21 protein-coding genes are annotated in these 18,673 nt (G+C 44.8%); 7 read left to right on the top strand and 14 right to left on the bottom strand.

What is annotated here, in order from left to right; genetic code table 11:
* Nucleotides 1-249: 249 nt before the first annotated feature.
* The 3 genes from VKA52_RS18650 to dacB form a co-directional block, all read right to left on the bottom strand.
* The gene (locus tag VKA52_RS18650) at nucleotides 250-1,197 is read right to left on the bottom strand and encodes an alpha/beta hydrolase (RefSeq protein WP_326316798.1); all 948 of its coding nucleotides are present in this window, start codon (nucleotides 1,195-1,197) and stop codon (nucleotides 250-252) included.
* A complete protein-coding gene (locus VKA52_RS18645; RefSeq protein WP_326316797.1) occupies nucleotides 1,194-1,829 on the bottom strand; it encodes a GNAT family N-acetyltransferase in 636 nt (211 codons plus the stop codon). The genes VKA52_RS18650 and VKA52_RS18645 overlap by 4 nt, the downstream gene beginning before the upstream one ends.
* A gap of 240 nt (nucleotides 1,830-2,069) precedes the next feature.
* Nucleotides 2,070-3,563 carry a D-alanyl-D-alanine carboxypeptidase/D-alanyl-D-alanine endopeptidase gene (gene dacB / locus VKA52_RS18640; protein WP_442788865.1) on the bottom strand — a complete coding sequence of 498 codons (1,494 nt, stop codon included), beginning with the start codon at nucleotides 3,561-3,563 and terminating at the stop codon, nucleotides 2,070-2,072.
* A 334-nt stretch (nucleotides 3,564-3,897) separates the two neighbouring features.
* Between dacB and VKA52_RS18635 the strand changes: the two genes are divergently transcribed.
* Nucleotides 3,898-4,509: a hypothetical protein gene (locus VKA52_RS18635; protein WP_326316795.1), complete on the top strand. Its 612-nt coding sequence runs from the start codon at nucleotides 3,898-3,900 to the stop codon at nucleotides 4,507-4,509.
* A gap of 958 nt (nucleotides 4,510-5,467) precedes the next feature.
* Nucleotides 5,468-7,054 (top strand): M4 family metallopeptidase, encoded by a 1,587-nt coding sequence (locus VKA52_RS18630; protein WP_326316794.1) that lies wholly within the window; start codon nucleotides 5,468-5,470, stop codon nucleotides 7,052-7,054.
* A 277-nt stretch (nucleotides 7,055-7,331) separates the two neighbouring features.
* Here VKA52_RS18630 and VKA52_RS18625 read toward each other — a convergent pair whose 3' ends face one another.
* The 6 genes from VKA52_RS18625 to VKA52_RS18600 all read right to left on the bottom strand — a co-directional run bounded on the left by VKA52_RS18625 (nucleotide 7,332) and on the right by VKA52_RS18600 (nucleotide 11,032).
* The gene (locus VKA52_RS18625; protein ID WP_442788862.1) at nucleotides 7,332-7,670 is read right to left on the bottom strand and encodes a DinB family protein; all 339 of its coding nucleotides are present in this window, start codon (nucleotides 7,668-7,670) and stop codon (nucleotides 7,332-7,334) included.
* Between the two features lie 153 nt (nucleotides 7,671-7,823).
* A complete protein-coding gene (locus tag VKA52_RS18620) occupies nucleotides 7,824-8,669 on the bottom strand; it encodes a DUF2785 domain-containing protein (RefSeq protein WP_326316793.1) in 846 nt (281 codons plus the stop codon).
* Between the two features lie 29 nt (nucleotides 8,670-8,698).
* Nucleotides 8,699-9,124: a metallothiol transferase FosB gene (gene fosB, locus VKA52_RS18615; RefSeq protein WP_326316859.1), complete on the bottom strand. Its 426-nt coding sequence runs from the start codon at nucleotides 9,122-9,124 to the stop codon at nucleotides 8,699-8,701.
* A gap of 39 nt (nucleotides 9,125-9,163) precedes the next feature.
* The gene (locus VKA52_RS18610; RefSeq protein ID WP_326316792.1) at nucleotides 9,164-10,030 is read right to left on the bottom strand and encodes a serine/threonine protein kinase; all 867 of its coding nucleotides are present in this window, start codon (nucleotides 10,028-10,030) and stop codon (nucleotides 9,164-9,166) included.
* A 92-nt stretch (nucleotides 10,031-10,122) separates the two neighbouring features.
* Nucleotides 10,123-10,644 (bottom strand): GNAT family N-acetyltransferase, encoded by a 522-nt coding sequence (locus VKA52_RS18605; RefSeq protein ID WP_326316858.1) that lies wholly within the window; start codon nucleotides 10,642-10,644, stop codon nucleotides 10,123-10,125.
* Between the two features lie 4 nt (nucleotides 10,645-10,648).
* Nucleotides 10,649-11,032 carry a VOC family protein gene (locus VKA52_RS18600; RefSeq protein WP_326316791.1) on the bottom strand — a complete coding sequence of 128 codons (384 nt, stop codon included), beginning with the start codon at nucleotides 11,030-11,032 and terminating at the stop codon, nucleotides 10,649-10,651.
* A gap of 79 nt (nucleotides 11,033-11,111) precedes the next feature.
* On the opposite strand from VKA52_RS18600, the gene VKA52_RS18595 reads away from it, so the two are divergent.
* The 5 genes from VKA52_RS18595 to VKA52_RS18575 all read left to right on the top strand — a co-directional run bounded on the left by VKA52_RS18595 (nucleotide 11,112) and on the right by VKA52_RS18575 (nucleotide 13,792).
* Nucleotides 11,112-11,291, top strand: coding sequence for a hypothetical protein (locus VKA52_RS18595; RefSeq protein WP_160912366.1), 180 nt, complete (start codon nucleotides 11,112-11,114; stop codon nucleotides 11,289-11,291).
* A gap of 12 nt (nucleotides 11,292-11,303) precedes the next feature.
* The gene (locus VKA52_RS18590; protein ID WP_326316790.1) at nucleotides 11,304-11,486 is read left to right on the top strand and encodes a hypothetical protein; all 183 of its coding nucleotides are present in this window, start codon (nucleotides 11,304-11,306) and stop codon (nucleotides 11,484-11,486) included.
* 312 nt (nucleotides 11,487-11,798) lie between these two features.
* Complete coding sequence (cidR, locus tag VKA52_RS18585) at nucleotides 11,799-12,683, top strand: cidABC operon transcriptional activator CidR (RefSeq protein WP_160912362.1); 885 nt, start codon at nucleotides 11,799-11,801, stop codon at nucleotides 12,681-12,683.
* A 208-nt stretch (nucleotides 12,684-12,891) separates the two neighbouring features.
* Nucleotides 12,892-13,446, top strand: a complete 555-nt coding sequence (locus VKA52_RS18580; RefSeq protein ID WP_160912360.1) for an acyl-CoA thioesterase — start codon at nucleotides 12,892-12,894, stop codon at nucleotides 13,444-13,446.
* On the top strand, nucleotides 13,415-13,792 hold the full coding sequence (locus VKA52_RS18575; protein ID WP_326316789.1) for a hypothetical protein: 378 nt from the start codon (nucleotides 13,415-13,417) through the stop codon (nucleotides 13,790-13,792). The genes VKA52_RS18580 and VKA52_RS18575 overlap by 32 nt, the downstream gene beginning before the upstream one ends.
* Nucleotides 13,793-13,890: 98 nt before the next feature.
* Here the strand turns inward: VKA52_RS18575 and VKA52_RS18570 are convergent, their stop codons facing one another.
* From VKA52_RS18570 to VKA52_RS18550, 5 genes are all read right to left on the bottom strand, one after another.
* Nucleotides 13,891-14,277 carry a VOC family protein gene (locus tag VKA52_RS18570; protein WP_326316788.1) on the bottom strand — a complete coding sequence of 129 codons (387 nt, stop codon included), beginning with the start codon at nucleotides 14,275-14,277 and terminating at the stop codon, nucleotides 13,891-13,893.
* A gap of 39 nt (nucleotides 14,278-14,316) precedes the next feature.
* Nucleotides 14,317-15,135 carry an MBL fold metallo-hydrolase gene (locus VKA52_RS18565; RefSeq protein WP_326316787.1) on the bottom strand — a complete coding sequence of 273 codons (819 nt, stop codon included), beginning with the start codon at nucleotides 15,133-15,135 and terminating at the stop codon, nucleotides 14,317-14,319.
* Nucleotides 15,136-15,282: 147 nt separating this feature from the next.
* Nucleotides 15,283-16,221, bottom strand: a complete 939-nt coding sequence (gene rbsB, locus VKA52_RS18560; protein WP_326316786.1) for a ribose ABC transporter substrate-binding protein RbsB — start codon at nucleotides 16,219-16,221, stop codon at nucleotides 15,283-15,285.
* A gap of 10 nt (nucleotides 16,222-16,231) precedes the next feature.
* Nucleotides 16,232-17,188 (bottom strand): ribose ABC transporter permease RbsC, encoded by a 957-nt coding sequence (gene rbsC / locus VKA52_RS18555; protein WP_160912351.1) that lies wholly within the window; start codon nucleotides 17,186-17,188, stop codon nucleotides 16,232-16,234.
* Complete coding sequence (locus VKA52_RS18550) at nucleotides 17,181-18,671, bottom strand: sugar ABC transporter ATP-binding protein (RefSeq protein ID WP_326316785.1); 1,491 nt, start codon at nucleotides 18,669-18,671, stop codon at nucleotides 17,181-17,183. The genes rbsC and VKA52_RS18550 overlap by 8 nt, the downstream gene beginning before the upstream one ends.
* Between the last annotated feature and the right edge of the window lie 2 nt (nucleotides 18,672-18,673).

Below are 18,673 nucleotides of genomic sequence, written 5' to 3'. Positions count from 1 at the left end.
TACTATTTGATAATGATTATCAATGTCAATACTAATTGAAAACCATTATCATTCTCAACTACGCTCTTAATTCTTGATATAAAGCGGTTTTCAGCGATAAAAGACGGAGATTATTTTTCTGATAATTAAGGAAATCGTCATGAATGAAAACAGGCGGTTTTAACTACACGCCCCTCCTTTTCTAGGATTTTCTTCCCCTGTGTAAAATTGGGCAAAAAAGACCACCTCCTGGAATGGAGGTGGAACCCGTTATCTATGGAGCCTTTCTTTTAAAGTCCTTGTTATACTCTCCAGCGCTTCTGCTGAACGGTCGACGACGCCCGCCATATTGATAAAACTGTGCACGAGATCATCAAAATGGTGATGAGTTACGGTGACACCTGATGCGTGGAGTTCCTCCGCATAAGCAAACGCCTCTTCTCTCAGAGGGTCGTACTCTGCTGTGACCATTATTGTTGGCGGTAACCCGGCCATTTTTTTGAGCCTAAGAGGGGAAACAAACACATCCCGCCCCTCTTCCTCCCGATTCAAATAATGCTGGAAGAACCACTTCATTTTTTCATTTGTCAAGTTGTACGTATAATTCGACCTGTAGGATTCCGTGTCAAAGTTATAATCCAATACAGGGGTAATCAGGAACTGATGGGAAATCTCAATGCCGGGTTTATCCATAAAATAGATCGCTGAAGCAGCTGCCAGGTTACCTCCTGAGCTTTCCCCTCCTACAGCCAGTCGATGAGAGTCTGTATTCCAATGACCGGCCTCATTGGAAACCCACGTGATCGCATCCAAAGCATCGTGAAAAGCCGCTGGATATTTATGTTCAGGTGCTAAACGGTAATCCACTGAAACGATAACGGTTTTCGCATGACACGAAAAATAACGACAGATGTTGTCTGAACTGTCGATATTTCCGAAAACCCAGCCACCCCCGTGAAAATAGACGAGCACAGGAAATGGTCCTTCCCCTTCAGGCGTATAGATTCTTACTGGAATTTCATTTCCTGCTCTTCCCATGAAGGAAGAATCATCCACGTTTACACCGTCGACAGGCAGCTCTTTAAAATATTCTCGAGCCACTTCGTAGTAATCTCTGGACTGTTTCGGAGTTAATTGATCAAGCGGAGGATGTCCAAGCTCGGCCATCCTGTTTCCAATGGTGTGAAGTAAACGCAATACTTGAGGATCTACTTTCATACCAACAGCTCACTTTTGGACGAAGCCATCCTGGTCAACATCTCGATTTCGACACCATTGTCTCGAAGTGAATGTTCAAACGCTTCTTTCGCTCCCACAATTAAGGATGCTTGTTTCCCTTGAAGATCAATGCGGCCCAGATTTTCTCCCCCAACTTCTTTCAAAATCGGAATTACGATCCGGTTCCGGCGGTCAGGTTCCCCGATGATCCTTTTAGCGGGATAACGATCAAATAAGAAATAGATCATCGCACGAACAAGCGACAAACCGTCCTCTTTATTCAACAAGTGACGAGGTCCAATTAACAGATGCATACCTAAATCACCACTTTGATCATGGTAATAGCCTTTAATTGGATCCTTTTCAATCGCATAAGCAATCAAATAACAAACAGGCTCTCCATTGTATGTACCTATGTAACCATCCTTATGGTCAGCTTCTACAGACTTACGCACCCATGAACGGAGCTCTTCCACTGGCAGATTCAGCTTCCAAAACGGGGAAATGTGCTTCTGATGCATCCAGTCATAAAGCAGCTCCACGTCTTTTTCTTCCAAGGTACGAAAACAGAAAATATCTTCCTTCGCTCCATCTTTCAATTTTAGTTCTGACCAATTTTTTGATTCGTTCATTCCTTACCCTCCCGAAATAATTGATAACGATTTTCATTATCATTAATTGATGATTATAAAGTAAGGTGAAATAAAGAGCAACAGATCTTAAGTCCCAGAGTTTTTCAGAAATCTTGAAAAAGAAGGGTTCCTCCCTTGCTTCCCTTGCATAGAAAGGATCATAGGCTTAAGTGCACCAAAGTGCGTTCCATTTACCTAAAAAGAAAAGGACTTCCTCAACGTGAGAAAGTCCCTCTCTTGTTAATCTTCACTGTTCTGTTCATATTCCGCGAGCGTTACAGCAATTTCATCTTCAATATCTTTTACAGAACCAAGATAATTGTTCAATACAATCGAAAAAATTAACTCTTCCCCATCAGCTGACGTTACATATCCAGATAGCGATGTTACTCCCGTCAAGGAGCCCGTTTTAGCCCGCACGTTATCTTCGGCAGCTGTATCATTCATGCGGTAACGAAGCGTACCGCCAACAAAACGTTCCCCATTACCTGCAACCGGGAGAGAGTTCCAATAAGCAGGAAACCATTCTTTATCTTTTACCTGGTACAAGAGGTTGGAAATTTCATTCGCTGGAACCATGTTTACATGAGACATCCCTGAACCGTCACGAAGGCGCATCGTATCCGCATCAACGCCGTTGCCAGTCAGGAAATCCTCCACGACCTCCAACCCTTTATCCCAACTTCCTTCATCATGGACCCGTTTCCCCATCTCTTTGAGCAATACTTCCGCGTGACCGTTGTTACTGATTTTCATAAACGGGATAAACAACTCTTTAAGAGGGATGGATTCCTTGGATATTACCACTTCTGCAGTCTCCGGCGTTTGACCGTCTACAAGCTTTTTGCCTTTCACTTTAATTCCCTCGTTTTCTAAAGCTTTGTGAAAGAGGTTTAGCGCGAGACCCGTTGGTTCGGAAACGGCAATCCATGACCTTGAACGGCTTCCATCCACTGGGATTTCTCCTTCTATGACAATTTGATTGGTCTCGTGTTTCCGCTCAATGGAAATGTCTTTCGATTGGTCAGAAGATACAGTCGTTGCACGATTTACGATTTCGACATAATCGTTCTCAGGCGTCACTTTAATCTCTGCGGGTTCCCCAATCTCATCCGACGGGTAAGCCGCTACAATGACCGTACCCGCATCATAGTCCTCATTTGGGGAAACCGTCAGTGCAGATATTTGAGCACCTGTATAGTTGGTTTCATCGTTCCAGGCAATATCTTCAGATAAACGAATATCATCATACCAGGTATCATCTGCGACAAGGTCTCCTTTCACTTCCCGGATCCCTTTCTCTTTTAATGACTGGGCCATAGCAACGAAGTCCTTTTCCATCAACGTCGGATCGCCTTTTCCTTTAATATATAAATCCCCATGAAGTTTTTTTCCTTTGACCTCTCCATTAACAAGAATGTCTGTTGTAAATGTATATTCCGGTCCAAGAACTTCCATCGCCGCCGCTCCTGTAAGCAACTTCATGTTCGATGCAGGCTTCAACCGAATGTCCCCATCATGATCGTAGATCACTTCCCCCGTCTCTGCTGAACGAATACTCACTCCAGCGAGAGCGCCATCAAGATCTTCGTCCATTAAAATCGTACGGATTTCATTACCAAGATCGTCGTTCTCTGCCTTAACCCCAACGTTCTCATACGCTTGAAAAGGGGTCAAAATCAAAAAAGAAGCCATCATCAGAAAAGCCATTTGTTTCCAACGAAACGGGTTCATCATTATGTATATTCCTCCTTGAAAATTATGGATAATTATAACCTTAACAAAAATGACAGAAAATTATAACGATTTGACAGGATATGAATAAAAACAGGGCCATAGTCGCAGTCTTTAGTACTTAAACCTTTTACACCGTCTTTTTATGACCCACCCACTCCTTCCTAAAAAAGAGGGAGTCTAAGAAAAAACTTGTTATGTGGGAGGTAGATCCTTGAACAGGGAAAACCCCTATGAATGGAATTAGGCAAATTCACCAATTTACGAGAAAAGATAGGCGAAGAGGCAGGAGTTGAATAGGATGAAGAGATATATTCAAGGGAGGCGAACGTTTATGTACCATGATAATCCTTATGCAACATATTTCCAACAGCGTCAACAAGGGGCTATGATCTGCTTTCCACAAGGGCAGGGACCGCAGATGCAAGGAGGCATGCAAGGAACGATTACAGGGGAAAACGGTGAAGAAATTAACGTCAACTGTTACCCCTTATATCCTCACGCCGGGGCGCAGAATGGAACAGGAAATCAAGGGAATGGAACTGGAGCCAGTAACGGAGAAAACGGGAGTGAGGGAAATGGTAGCGGTGAAACTGGCGGCATGCAGCAACTGCCTCAGATCCCTTCCCAGGGGCAGAGCGGAAGCGGAAATGGCAGCGGGATGATGCCTGGATTCCCTCTTCCCGGACAAAATGGAAATGGAATGATGCCGGGGTTCCCTATGCCGGGGCAAAACGGGAGTGGAGCAACCCCTGGATTCCCTATACCTGTGCAAAATAACGGTGGCATCGGAAGTGGGATGATATCCGGGTTCCCTCAAGGTGGTGGCAGCCAGGGCGGCATGACAGGCGGTGGAATGATGCCGGCACTTCCAGGTATGGGAGGTCAATCACGCGAATATCCAGCACCTTGGAGCTATCAAAATCCCCATCCTTACTACAGCTAAAAATTTGGTGCCTGCCCGTAAACGACTCCAATGAAAGGCAGGCACGCTACTTTCATGTGGAAGAGTACACCTCCACATGAATTGTAAGCCGTACTATGGAGAAGAAGAAATGAATCCTGTCCTAGAACATAACTGAATCGAAATTTGGATGCCTGAGATGATCATAACAAGAATGAGAAAAAGTCCGGCATTGACTTAAATCTGAATGATGAACTTTTATAATATTGTAAATTCTACATATTTTACTTAACGAACAAAGAATAAGAGAGTAAAATTCGAAGTAGAGTTGGGCTTAATGATGTAAATGATAGAAAGGAAGAGACGATAACGTGACTACCAAAAACATATACGACCGGTTGAATAATGAAAAAATTGTGGGTATGTACTATAAGGTATTAACGGAAATCTTTAACGGTACTTTATCAGATGTGATGTTCAATGAAGTAGACTTATTAGAAGCCATTGCTGCAAAAAGAGGGATATACCTCTCTTATTACAGGGTCAAAGAACATTCAAATCGGCCTTCCCAGGTACTCTTACTTATAAGATTCCATTAATACCAGGAGCTAAAAACGCATGACAAATCACTCCTTAGAGGTGTGAATGATATAGCTAGTAAGGGCTCAGAAAAGAACCTTCTCCTCTTCGCCTCTCGTTCCTCAATGATATACATCCTCATCCCCTACTTTCAAAACTACCGGGCTAACCATTCACCTTTCAATTAAGTTTCAACAATACTTCAGCACCCTCATTCGTCGTATAACACAATTAAATACGACAATGGTTCAAAAACACTCTGTATACATGTTAAAGTGAGCTTTTTCAACAAAAAGTACAAAATTCCCAAGTCTCTTGTTTCAGGTACATTTAAGCACCTATTTCCCCCCTCTATATCCCAAACACGAATTCAGAATATTATGTTACATTGAATTTGTGTTAAAAATACAGGAGGGATTCGATGAACTGGAAACACACAGTAGCTACATTTGTTTTAGGTACGAGCCTGGTGACTGGCGGCACCATGGCTCACGCAGAGGTTGGAAATAACGGAAACGGCAAAGCGGAAAACCCGGTTTTCATGAAAGAAAACCTGCAGGGAAAAAAGGTCAAGTCTGAAAAGGGAGTCAAAGAGTTCTTCAAATACAACAAGAAACTCTCTCAACTCAACCCAAGCAGTGACTTGGAATTGCTGAAAACTGAAACGGATGATCTTGGAATGACACACTATACATACCAACGATTGGTCGGTCAGGTACCCGTGGCGAATGCCAAAGTTGTCGTTCATACAGATCAGGATGGACAGGTGACGGCTGTAAACGGGGAACTTCATGAAGATGCTCCAAAGAAAATCAAACAGACAAAAGAGGTAAAGAAGAAAGAAGCACTGGATTTAGCCTGGGATCAAATTGATGTCTCCCGTGAAGAAGCGGACCATGTTCAGAAGAGTCTGAAGGGTGAAGACTTTCAAACGTTGACAGAGAACTCAAACCTTGTCGTTCATTATGAAGATGGCACGTACACACTGGCCTATCATGTGGAACTGCAGTTCTCCAAGCCCTACCCTGCCAACTGGCAGATCTATATCAACGCTGAAAATGGAGAGGTTTTGAAATCTATGAACCTTGTTCATGAAGCGACGGGGACAGGCACAGGTGTTTTAGGAGATTCGAAATCTTTGAATACTTATTTCTATAACAATACGTACTATCTTTTTGATACAACAAAACCGATGAACGGCGTCATTGAAACCTTTGATAACTATGGCGGCGAGTATTACAGCCTGCCTGGTTCTTATGTTACAGACTCCGGAAACACCTTTTACAGTGAACGACAAAAGGCTGCAGTTGATGCTCATTATTATGCAGGGGAAGTCTTTGATTATTACTATGATCAGTTCGGACGTGTGAGTTATGATGACCAGGGAGCAGACATCCGTTCAACTGTCCACTACGGCAGCAATTACAACAATGCGGCCTGGACTGGAAACCAGATGATTTACGGGGATGGCGATGGTTCTACTTTCACTTATCTTTCAGGAGCTGATGATATCGTCGCTCATGAATTGACACACGCTGTAACGGATACGACGGCCGAACTGATTTACGAAAACCAATCCGGTGCTTTGAATGAATCCTTCTCTGACGTGTTTGGGTACTTTGTAGATTCAGAGGATTGGTTGATGGGTGAAGATGTTTATACACCAGGACAACCGGGGGATGCCTTGCGCTCCATGTCCAATCCGAATGCTTACAATCAGCCGGATCATATGAATGAATACCAGAACCTGCCGAACACAGAGGCCGGTGACTGGGGCGGCGTGCATATCAACAGTGGGATCCCGAACAAAGCCGCTTATTATACGATCAACAGTTTAGGCATTGCACAATCCGAACAGATTTATTACCGTGCATTGACCGTCTATTTGACACCGAGCAGCACCTTTACAAATGCTAGAGAAGCATTGGAACAATCGGCTCTGGACCTCTATGGTACGTCTGCATCAGACGCAGTATCTCAAGCATGGGATAATGTAGGAGTCTATTAAAAAATTGTTACAGAGATACAATTTTACAAGAGTACTCACAGCAAAAGCGCGTCTAAGGATCTCCTTAGACGCGCTTTCTTTAACTAATGTTATCAGGTAAACGGTTAACAGTTGGCAATCATCTTCCTTATCACTCTCATCTGTCCTCTATGATTGATCTCATCCTCCAACACGTGAAACCAGATAAAATAGTTGTTCGAAAGATGGTGATCCCACATACGCTCTTCGTATAACCAGTCATCCGCCCGTTGGGACAGCTCATAAATAGTACGTTCTCTCACTTCTTCAAGTTTAGAAAGATAGTATTCAAGGGGGTGCCCCTGAATGTTTTCTCTTCCTTTTTCTCCAAGACTGTAAGCAGCCCCCATTCCTGCATTTCCTGTTCATTGGGCGCTCTTCCATCGAAAATCTCGATTTGGAACCCTTTCTCTACGGCTGCGATATGTAACAATAGTGCTCCTATAGTATTACCGTCATGACCTGGTAAAAAATCCAACTGATCCATAGTCAGTCCCTCTACTGCTTGCCGGGTAGTTTTTCTAGCATAGTCCATTTGAGAGACCAACAAACCTATTTGCGGGGAAAATCCCTTCAGCGGTTCTACTTTTACTTCCACCTCAATCACCTCTAAATCTTAAAACTAACAGCACTCGATTCTATGTTTTTGAATCATCCTTACATTTGGAATATTCCATTCCGAAGTAACGGGAAACGATCGGTTGATTACTAGCCGTAAGTGGTGGCAGGGGTACCTCACTGATGTCATCACTCATTTCCCAAGCAATACTACCACTTGTTTTTGAAGCTGCATATAATTAGACTGCTGGTTTAATTGGATGTACAGGCTTTTCAAAAAAGCTTTGGCGTTGTTTCGGAAGATTAAATACTGCTCCATAGTGGCTTTGTTTTTATGCTCGTGCCAATCTAAGGATAACTCTTTCAAGTGATCCTCCACGAGGTTGATCTCCAATCCACGGTTCAACATTTCCATGATCGGCGTCAGGATCCGCTCCTCTTCCCCATGAATATAGGCATGTTCATAAATGAAGATCTTCGACCATAAAGCGCGAAATAGCTCTGGATAAACGGCACTGTCCGTTTTTTCGTTTCTGACCAGTTCATCAACGGCATCGGCCACATGGGCCATGCTGTGAGCCCAACCTCTATCGTTGACATATCCCCGATAGTCTTCCTCTAACGAGAGGTAACGAAGAAACGCTTCTTTCACATCGACGATATTCGTTCTGCTCAAAAAATCATCTTCCTTATCACGGTACAAAAGAAGGGCCATCAGTAAAGAAGTGAAAGTTCTGGTGAACACAGTGTCTGTATCCTTTTCTCCAATCCCTTTGAAAAGCAGCTCCCGCAGACACAGATCCATCATTTCTTCCATTAGCTCCTCTTCCAGCTGATTCTTTTCTACAATCAACTGGGCGAAGGTGGAGAAAACCAAATCATCTCGAAGCGCAGCATCCAGCGAGCCGATATGAGCCATCATCGAGGAGATGAGCTCTTGTTCATGAACCTCGGCCCATGGAATTTCTCCCTTTTTCACTCCTGATAAAACCTTTTTCAGTTGCTCCTCATTCATAGGCTCAGCTTTTAAATAGACCATCAAACGTCTCCTTTTTGGACTATGTACTCTCATGAATCATAAAAAGTCATATGAGGTTTAGCCTCTTTATAATAGTCGATCCGTTCTTTCCTCGTCCCTGTATGAAATTCGAATTTATGACCATCGGGATCTGTAAAATAGATGGACCGTTTATCTCTCTGATCACGCTCCCGCCCCGGCAGGATATTCACACTCAGACGGACAAGCTCATCATAGGCGGCATCAAAATCACATTCTTTTATCGTAAAAGCGGTGTGGGTGTAAGAAGCGGCCATTTCATTTCTGGGTATATCTTTCTCTTCATTCAATGCCAGCCACATGCCCTGCAAATCAAAATAGGCCGTCGTCTTTCCTCTCACTAATAATTGAGCTCCAAAAACTTTTTCATAGAAAGTGATGGATGTATCTAAGTCAGATACTGAAAACAGTAAGTGATTGAGCCCCTGGATTTCCACAAAAAGCACCCCTTCCTAATTCTTGAGAGCCATGCCCTCTTAACATCGTCTCCTTGCCTCTTCCCAGGCTTCCTTAAATGCTCGAACGCTGCTATACCTTGTTCCTCTATCTTCACCCACTGCTTTTTCAGCCACTTCAAAGAGACCTTCACCAGCTTCCCATTTGGAAAAAGAATGGTCGGTCTCCCCACCCAAAAGTCCGAACGAAATCGCTCCCATGGTGTACACATTGGTGCGTTCATCGATCACAGCCCCGAGTTCATATTCTTCTTTAGACTTTGATCGATCCGCTCCCCAGAACTCTTCACCTATATCATTGACCGTCGGTGACTTCCGATAGAAATCGATATCACATAGGGTCGTGACATCGTTATTAAAATCATAGAGAATGCTGCCATCATAAAAATCAATGGCCACGAATCCCTGTTCCTCGACAAAAGCATGAAAAGAAAAAATCGTATCCAGCGCCTGTAATCGCGAGGGCACACTCAGCTTCCTGAATCGATAATAAGGAGACGTAGGGTCTGTATATTTCGCTGGCCCGCCATGCGACCAATGCGAATGAAGACATTCTCCCTCCGCCCAGTTGAACACAGCAGCATACTCTTCCTTTAAGGCAAAATGATGTTCAAGCCTGATCACGGAAGGGTGTTTCAATTGCTGATAAACAGACATGGCTGTTCGAAGCCGCTCCACCGCTTCTTTCGGCTCTCCGGAAAAATCCATCGGCTTCGCTCCTGCATATTTAACGAAAAACTTTCCATCTTCCCTTTCCACCCCAAAGCTGATGTTTCCCGAATCCTGTTCATCAAAGACGCAGAACACATGTCCCATCTCTTCCAACCAACTGAAATCATGGTCCTCCTGCACAGAAAAGGACACCTCACCCATCTTTTTTGTTTTCATAATTTCCTCCCTGTTAGAGGGATTTCACGTAGTTTATAGGGGTTATGATACGCTCACCCTTGAAATGTCCCCAAAATTACCTCTGTTACTTGTCATAAAACAACGCCTCCTTTAAAGTCCTTGAATGAAGCGGTATAGATCCACACGTCTTTTCCATCCAGAACGACGCATTTCTCTTTCCCCATACCCACTTTTTCAGCCACACGTTGAGAAGCTGTATTTCCGCACTGGATCAATGAAACCAAGCGGTCCCGCTCTCTCTTTCCATGTTTCAAAAGAGCAGCAGCCGCTTCTGTTGCATATCCACGACCCCAATACTCCCGCCCTATCCAGTAACCCACTTCAAGTTCCTCTTTTCCCTCAATGAACTTGGGAACAAGTCCCGCATGTCCAACCTTCATCCCATCCGATTTGCGGACGAGTACGTGCAGTCCATACCCATCAAAAACGTTATATGTACGATAGATCCACTGCAGAAAATCCGTGGCGCCTTTTACACCTTTCACTCTTCCGCCCCCAATAAAGCGCACAGTTTCCGGATCTGTTAACATGGAGAACAAAAAAGGAAAATCAGCATCCTCATACTTTCGGAAGGTTAACCGTTCCGTCCTCATCCCTTCAAGGAATAGATTCATAGATTTCAAGAAGGTTCCCGTCCGGATCCCTGAAGTGCGCCACTTTGATTCCCCAGTCCGTCTGCTCCACAGGTTCAGTTATGAACGTCACTTTTCTTTTCCATTCTTCATACATCTCTTCTACATCATCTACTTTAAAAATGAGAGCAGCTCTATCCTCTCTGGTTCCGCTTTTTGCATACACATCCCCCAGTGCTTCCACCATCTGCTTCCGTTCAAATACACCGAGCGTCACCCCTTGGAATCTAAAATCAGCATAGTTGGAGTTTTCATCCCCCCATGTCACTTCGAACCCGAGGGTATCGCGGTAGAAATGAAAACAAGTCACATAGTCATCGACAAGTAATCGTACATGTGTCAAATCCATATCCATCATCCTTTCTTCATGTTTTTGATTTGATGAAAAAGGTAATAACAGGAAGTAAACCATTTATGGAGCTGATTAAATGACCCGGAGCCAACAAATTTTTCTTGGACTAGCCCTTGGATTCGCCCTCTTTCTAGGATTCCAGCTGGGATTAGCTGTTTCTGATCAATGGATCGTCATCATTCTCATTGCTCTGGGATGTGGATTCATTACCCGCTTCGTGCTGCAGTGGTTCTTCAAAAGGAAAAATCATGGGTAAGGAGGTATTTTTATGTGGCGGAGAGTGCAATGGGGACTCATCGCAGCTTTCGGATACATCATCGTTTCAACGATTCTCGGCTTTATTGTTTTTGGTGAACCCAACCTATCCCTCATTTTGGGGCTTGCTACAGGAGGATTTATTTCCGGAATCACTTACTTGTACCCTCCTCCAAAACAATGGCGGAAAAAGTGAACCGCTTTTTGCATGGGAAGAATTCAGAATAGTCCCTAATTATAGTTTCATAGTATATGATTTCCATATAAACGTCCATGGGTCACTTATGGACTGCCCCGACAAACCGTGCGTGTAATCCTACCCCAAAAGTCGAGACTGAGTACTAGAGTCAGGTTATTTTCTCTACACCCCCTACCTTTTATTTCCCTGGAAATCTTTTCTCCTCCACTGATACCCTGAATACCTCCAATGAAAATTCCCATTGATAAGATGCATTCCTCTCTTTATGATGAAACTTAACCCATAAGATTCAAAAAGGAGTACAAAACCATGGACATCCGCCATTTGCAATACTTCATCGAAGTCGCGCGTTTCCAAAGTTTCACTAAAGCAGCTGAACATTTATTCATCTCACAACCAACCATCAGTAAAATGATTAAGAACCTGGAAGAAGACCTTGGTGTGGAATTATTCGAACGTACACGAAAAAAAGTCATCCTCACTGATGCCGGGCGGCTGATTCTCATGCAAGCGAAAACCATTGATAAGGCATTCGAGAACCTTAACACCCAGCTCAATGATCTGCTCGGGCTAAAAAAGGGACACATTCGAGTAGGACTGCCCCCGATCATGGATGCCGAGCAGATCATCAACATTATCGGAGGCTTTCATGCGAAACACCCACACATTACTTATCAGCTCGTAGAAGATGGCGCGAAAAGAATTGAAGAGAATATACTTCAGGAGGAACTGGATGTCGGTATTACCGTATTGCCGACGCAGGAAGACAAATTTGACCATTTCTTCCTTTTAAGTGAAGAGCTCGAAGTCATTCTCCCTCCTGCCCACCCGTTAGCCGGGCGAAAACAGATCCGGCTGGAAGAGCTCAAAGACGATTCCTTTATCCTGTTCAGTAAAGACTTCGTGTTAAACGACCGGATCACCTCCTCGTGCAAAGAAGCAGGCTTTATACCGAAGGTCATCTCCGAGAGCTCTCAGTGGGACTTTATCGGCAAGATGATCGCTTCCAATCTCGGGATTTCCATCCTTCCCAAAAGTGTGGCCCGTCTGCTTACACAGGATGTAAAGCGATTAAAGGTCATCCAGCCCACCATCGCCTGGGAGCTCGCCATCATTTGGCCGAAATCTCAATACATATCCTACGCTACGAAAGAATGGCTCGCTTATACACAAGATCGATTGAGTATGGAATAAAGACGGACCAGCTTCTTCCTGAGGCTGGTCTTTTGCATGCGTAAAATCAATACTTGAAAACACTTCCATTGATAAAAGCTATGCTACCCATGACGATTCGCTATTTCACTTATGAAGACAACGCTCGTACACTGAAATTATCACCAACTCAAAGACATGTCCTGATGTTAAGAGAAGAAATAAATCGAACCAAACGGGAGGCAGACTCATGGAAGCAAAACGCACAAAAGAAAGTTTAGTCATCAATACAGATCAAGTAATGATCAACGATTTAAACAATTACAACACCCTATTCGGCGGTGTCCTCATGAAAAAACTGGACAATAACGCTACCTTATCCGCGAGGCGCCATGCCCGTGTGAAAGAATGCGTGACCGCTTCGACCGATTCTATTGATTTCCTCCATCCCATTCATCAGACCGATTCGGTGTGTGTGGAATCATTCGTCTCCTATACCGGAAACAAGTCGATGGAGATCTTCTGCAAAGTCATCGCTGAAGATATGATCACCGGTCACCGCCGCATGGCCGCGACCGCCTTTTTAACCTTTGTCGCTCTCGATGAAAACAAAAAAGCCGTCAAAGTTCCGAGGATAATCCCAGAAACGGATGAAGAGAAATTCCTCTACCAATCCGGGGAAGAACGTGCCAAAACCAGACGAATCCGCCGGGAACACAGTGCTCAGCTCACGGATATTATCGGACTTGAAAAACCATGGGAAAAAGGAGCGGATGAACATGTTGAAGTTAGCCAGTTTGGATGAATTGTACGAAGCAAAAAAAGGGTTGGAAGAAGTCAGCCGCCACTATCCGGATGTCTATGAAACGTTGACTCATGTGGTCAGCTTCACACGACAGCTTCAGATCAAATATGGGTATATGGGAGCGATGTTAATGGAGGAAGACTTGAACACGACGTATCCATCCTTCATTAAAGGATCGATCCTGTCGGTTTATAAAAAAGAAGTGGACAAACTGAAAAAGCATGAAGATTTCCATGTCGTCAAAGACGTATTGAATCAACACAGAGAAGTGGGAGATGCGAAACTCTTCCTCTTAATCTTGGGAGCTAAGCCAGAGCTTTTGAAAGGTTCCATGTTCATTAAATAACGGACAAGTCAACAATCTCCTCGCTCTTTTCAACGGAAAGGGGCGAGGCCTTTATTGTAATCGAAAAAAGTCTCCGGATTTCATCCGGAGGCTCTTTCTTATGTAGGGTTGGAGGCGCTGGACGAATGAACTTCGCCTAATTCTATACGGTTTCCATCCGGGTCCAGAAGAACCGCAATCGTCCCCCATTCAAACCCACACGCTTCTTCTAAAAAGTAAAGGCCACGACTCTTCAGGAGATGGACTTCTCTACTGAGATCTTCCACATCAAAACGAAGAACGGATGGGTTCTGGTTCCTCTTTTTCTCTTCACACTGAGCCACCCCGCCTTTTTCGACCATCAAATAGCCTCCAGAGGGAAGATCGAAACAAACTAGCTTCTCTTTCCTCTTTCTTACAGGCAATTGCAAAAGATTCCCATAGAAGCTTACACACTGATCATAACGTTCAACAAACAAAATCAAACCGATTTCATCGATGTTCATTCCCAAACCCCTTTCTATATTTCCTCTATAAAAGCCAATTCATGTTGTAAACAACGTTCCCTTTAGTGCACGAATGTAGCGTTCAGCTGAATCCCGCACAACCTCATCCGCCTTTGCTTTAACAACGTGATGAAAAGCATTATAAATACGATGGAAAGCAAGTCCCTTTACTTTCTCCGCAATTTCCGCGACTTTAAATGCCGGAAGAGGAATCAAGTTTGGATAGCTGTACATGAAGCTCACCCATCGATGATCGGCCACAACCTGGATGATATCCCCTGTCATCAGGAGGCCCTCCGTCCCTTTTTCTATGTGTAGAACCGCTCCCCCTTTGAAATGTCCCCCCAGGCGATGAAGAGAAAGGTTTTCTGAGAGTTTCATAGATTCCCCTTCCCAAAAATGGAGCCTTGAACTCTTTTCCATCACCCATTCCTTATCATCCTGATGAAGATACACGGGGGCATCAAAGGCTTCCGCCCAATCGGTCATCCGCGAATAATAATGTGGGTGAGAAATAGCAATCGCATCGATGCCGCCCAGACCGCGAATGACATCCACCGTCTCCTGATCCAGGTAAGTGATGCAGTCCCAGAGAATATTCAGGCCATCTTTTTGAATAAGGTAGGCCGTTTGGCCGATCCCTAGTTTTGGAGTGGTGGTTATGCTGTACACGCTTTTCTCCTCTTCGTGAATGATGTTTCTATAAACGCGTGACTGAACCAGCTCTTTATGTGTCGTCCATGTCTGTCCCTCCGGATTTACATACTGCCTTTCTTCGCTGCATATCTCACAACGATCTGGTACCTCTTCACTTTCTGAATACTGAACGCCACAGGTCTGGCAAATATACTTCTCCATGAATCTTCCTCCTTGAATTGTTCCGCTTTTGTTCTATCTTCAGCTTAGCTGGAAAATGAGAAAGAGAGCACCTGCCATGGATGGAAGAATTTCTACAACTTTCGGAGTATAAAAAAAGAGACTCATCACGAGTCTCTTTTTTTATCTTTATTCCTCTGTTTCCAAATCCGACTCCTGCGTGACGAGCTTCAAAGGAACGGGAATCGTCTCTTCCACTTCCTCCCCTTGCAGCACATCGGCACCGGCCTCTACGGCAAGCTTCCCGATTTCCTCCGGCTGCTGAGCAACGGTAGCGGACAGATTTCCATTCTGAATACTAGTCATCGCATCATCGTTCCCATCAAAACCGACGACAAGCACATCCCGTCCCGAACTCTGGATGGCCTGGTAGGCACCTAGAGCCATCTCATCGTTATGAGCAAATACAGCTTTGATGTCCGGATTTCCCTGGATGATGTTTTCCATCGTATTCAATCCTTCTGTCCTGTCAAAGTTCGCCGTTTGTTTAGCCACGACATCCAGTTTTTCATCCGCAATGTTGTGGAAACCAGCTCCGCGTTCACGTGTAGCGGACGCACCTGGGACACCTTCAAGTTCAGCGACTTTGGCACCTTCCCCAAGCTGTTCAACCAAATATTCTCCTGCCATTTCGCCACCTTTTTCGTTATCCGAGCTGACCAATGTTGCGACTTCCCCTTTTTCCGCAGAACGGTCAAGTGTCACGACCGGAATTCCCAAGCTGTTAGCTGACTGGACAGCGGTTGAGATGGCGGAAGAATCGGTAGGGTTGATCAGTAATACATCCACACCCTGCTGGATCAAATCCTCCACGTCATTGATTTGTTTTGCGGCATCATTCTGCGCATCTACCACAACAACTTCCATTCCTTGAGCTGCCGCCTCATTTTCCACCCCTTCTTTCATAGAAACGAAGAATGGATTATTCAATGTAGACACAGACAAACCAACTTTTATATCATCTGGATTTTTATCCCCTTTGGGTTTGGCCCATTCCGGTGGCTGGAGCGAGCAGGCACCAAGGAACACCAGGGATAAACTCATCAATAATACGACTAGCTTCTTCATGTTACCCCTCCTATGCTGCTTTCTTTCGATCGATTAGTACGGCGATGATGATGACGACACCTTTGACCACCATTTGGAAAAAGGACGACACGCCGAGAAGGTTTAAACCGTTATTCAACGTTCCGATAATCAGGGCACCAATCAATGTCCCGATAATCAAACCACGTCCACCGGAAAGGCTTGTCCCGCCAAGGACGACAGCAGCAATCGCATCAAGTTCATACGAGGTACCTGCTGTCGGCTGGGCCGAGTTCAAGCGTGATGTAAGAATGGCCCCGGCAAGAGCTGAAAGCAGACCGGCTAGAGAATAGACCATTACTTTGATCCGGGAGACTTTGATACCCGAAATAAGTGCAGCTTTCTCGTTGCCCCCGATTGCATACGTTTTACGGCCGAATGGGGTTTTATGAAGAATCACCCACAGGACAGCGAAAGCAAGCAGCATCGTAATGGCAGGTACCGGAATACCCAGGAAGTATCCTCTTCCGAACAGTTGGAAAGCATAGCTGTCACCAAGACCGGTGATCGGGTTACCATCAGTATAAACAAGCGTCAGTCCACGAAACATCGTCATCGTTGCTAGTGTCGCGATGAACGGAGCCATCTTCCCTTTGGTAATAAGCAGACCGTTGACCGCTCCCATCAAAGCACCAAGCAGACATCCAATCAATATCGCTAAAATCGGATCCACACCTGAGACCATCATTCCCGCCATTAAAGCACTAGATAAAGCGAGTATCGATCCGACAGATAAATCGATGCCCCCGGTTAAGATGACGAACGTCATTCCATAGGCAATCAGAGCATTGATCGCGACTTGTCTTAATAGATTCAATAAGTTCAAGGGTTCAAGAAAACTGGGGTTAATAATGGAAACTGTCGCCATCAATACAAGTAAACCGACGAATGGTCCTAACTTCTGCATCACGTTTCCGATGTGATTCGTTTTTTTGACTGCATTAATCATTGACATTACCTCCTGTTGCCAGTGTCATAATTTTTTCCTGATCGGCTTCTTCTTTGGAAAGTTCTCCAGCAATGGTTCCTTCATGGACGACGAGCACCCGGTCACTCATGCCTAACACTTCCGGAAGTTCAGAAGAAACCATGATGATCGCTACGCCTCTGTCTGTAAGCTCATTCATCAACTGATAAATCTCCCGTTTCGCCCCAACATCGACACCGCGGGTCGGCTCATCCAAAATGAGGACCTTTGGACCGATTCCGATCCATTTGGCAATGACCACCTTCTGCTGGTTTCCACCGGACAAGTTCTTCGCTTCTGTTTTGGCTGATTCGGTTTTGATCGTCAGCCTTTTAATGAGCATATCGACAAATTCGCGTTCGCGTTTTTCTCCGATGAGACCTTTGTCTGTGAAACTGTACAAACTCGGAAGGGCGATGTTGTCCTGAATTGGGAAATCAAGAACAAGTCCTTCTTCCTTTCGATCTTCCGTAATGAAACCAAGACCGAGCTTGACCGCCTGGCTCGGGCTTTTCACTGTCACTTTTTCTCCATTGATGAAAATGTCACCCTCATACTTGCCATCCAAACCAAAAATGGTGCGCATGATTTCCGTACGTCCGGCACCCATTAGTCCTGCGACGCCAACGATTTCACCCGACCTTGCCCGGAAACTCACATCCTCGAAGAGTCCTTTTCTGGTCAGATTTTTCACTTCCAGCATCGTTTCTCCGGGTTTTGCCTCTCTGGCAGGAAAACGATCGGTCAGTTCACGGCCGACCATCTTCCGGACGACATCATCAAAATTGGTTTCAGGGATCGGTGTGGTATCCACCGTCTGCCCATCACGCATGACCGTAATCGTATCGCAGATCGTAAAGATCTCCTCCATCCGGTGAGAGATATAAACGATGGATACACCGGATTCTTTCAATGACCGGATGACATCAAAAAGTTTCTCTATTTCCCTGTCTGTCAAAGCGGCTGTCGGCTCGTCCATGATGATGACTTTCGCATCTGTCATGAGCGCTTTCGCAATCTCGATCATCTGCTGTTCCCCCACCGAACACTGCCCCGCTTCTTTCTGGAGTGGAATCGAAATGGAAAGCTTCTCAAACTGCTCATTCGCAACCGCTTTCATTTTATTGGTATGGATGAGTCCGAAATGTGTAACCGGTTCCTTATTGATGAATAGATTTTCAAGCACCGTCATGTCCGGCCATACATTCAACTCCTGGTGGATGAAAGCCACCCCGAATTCTTCCGCTTCCTTTGGGTTGGCAAACGTTTTTTCCTTTCCATCGATTTCAATCGTTCCCTGGTCCTTTTTATGAAGACCTGTCAGGATATTCATAAGCGTGGATTTCCCGGCACCGTTCTCTCCCATCAGCGCGTGAACTTCTCCATCTTTAATATGAATATCAACGCCCTCAAGGACTTTGTTTTTTCCGAAAGCTTTATGAATCTCGTTCATACGGATTTCCATAA

The sequence above is a fragment of the Halobacillus sp. HZG1 genome, from assembly GCF_035818575.1.
GTDB classification, from domain to species: Bacteria; Bacillota; Bacilli; order Bacillales; family Halobacillaceae; genus Halobacillus; species Halobacillus litoralis.
This window is presented reverse-complemented; position numbering and strand designations above follow the sequence as displayed.

Bases quoted from the DNA above. Each gene is read 5' to 3' on its own strand.
- VKA52_RS18600 (WP_326316791.1), bottom strand. From the start codon at position 11,032: ATGGATTTGACACATGTACGATTACTTGTCGATGACTATGTGACTTGT.
- VKA52_RS18605 (WP_326316858.1), bottom strand. From the start codon at position 10,644: ATGAGGACGGAACGGTTAACCTTCCGAAAGTATGAGGATGCTGATTTT.
- cidR (WP_160912362.1), top strand. From the start codon at position 11,799: ATGGACATCCGCCATTTGCAATACTTCATCGAAGTCGCGCGTTTCCAA.
- VKA52_RS18570 (WP_326316788.1), bottom strand. From the start codon at position 14,277: ATGAACATCGATGAAATCGGTTTGATTTTGTTTGTTGAACGTTATGAT.
- VKA52_RS18565 (WP_326316787.1), bottom strand. From the start codon at position 15,135: ATGGAGAAGTATATTTGCCAGACCTGTGGCGTTCAGTATTCAGAAAGT.
- rbsB (WP_326316786.1), bottom strand. From the start codon at position 16,221: ATGAAGAAGCTAGTCGTATTATTGATGAGTTTATCCCTGGTGTTCCTT.
- VKA52_RS18645 (WP_326316797.1), bottom strand. From the start codon at position 1,829: ATGAACGAATCAAAAAATTGGTCAGAACTAAAATTGAAAGATGGAGCG.
- VKA52_RS18575 (WP_326316789.1), top strand. From the start codon at position 13,415: ATGAACATGTTGAAGTTAGCCAGTTTGGATGAATTGTACGAAGCAAAA.
- VKA52_RS18620 (WP_326316793.1), bottom strand. From the start codon at position 8,669: ATGGTCTATTTAAAAGCTGAGCCTATGAATGAGGAGCAACTGAAAAAG.
- VKA52_RS18590 (WP_326316790.1), top strand. From the start codon at position 11,304: ATGTGGCGGAGAGTGCAATGGGGACTCATCGCAGCTTTCGGATACATC.
- dacB (WP_442788865.1), bottom strand. From the start codon at position 3,563: ATGAACCCGTTTCGTTGGAAACAAATGGCTTTTCTGATGATGGCTTCT.
- VKA52_RS18595 (WP_160912366.1), top strand. From the start codon at position 11,112: ATGACCCGGAGCCAACAAATTTTTCTTGGACTAGCCCTTGGATTCGCC.
- VKA52_RS18550 (WP_326316785.1), bottom strand. From the start codon at position 18,671: ATGGAAATCCGTATGAACGAGATTCATAAAGCTTTCGGAAAAAACAAA.
- VKA52_RS18630 (WP_326316794.1), top strand. From the start codon at position 5,468: ATGAACTGGAAACACACAGTAGCTACATTTGTTTTAGGTACGAGCCTG.
- VKA52_RS18610 (WP_326316792.1), bottom strand. From the start codon at position 10,030: ATGAAAACAAAAAAGATGGGTGAGGTGTCCTTTTCTGTGCAGGAGGAC.
- rbsC (WP_160912351.1), bottom strand. From the start codon at position 17,188: ATGATTAATGCAGTCAAAAAAACGAATCACATCGGAAACGTGATGCAG.
- VKA52_RS18580 (WP_160912360.1), top strand. From the start codon at position 12,892: ATGGAAGCAAAACGCACAAAAGAAAGTTTAGTCATCAATACAGATCAA.
- VKA52_RS18635 (WP_326316795.1), top strand. From the start codon at position 3,898: ATGTACCATGATAATCCTTATGCAACATATTTCCAACAGCGTCAACAA.
- VKA52_RS18650 (WP_326316798.1), bottom strand. From the start codon at position 1,197: ATGAAAGTAGATCCTCAAGTATTGCGTTTACTTCACACCATTGGAAAC.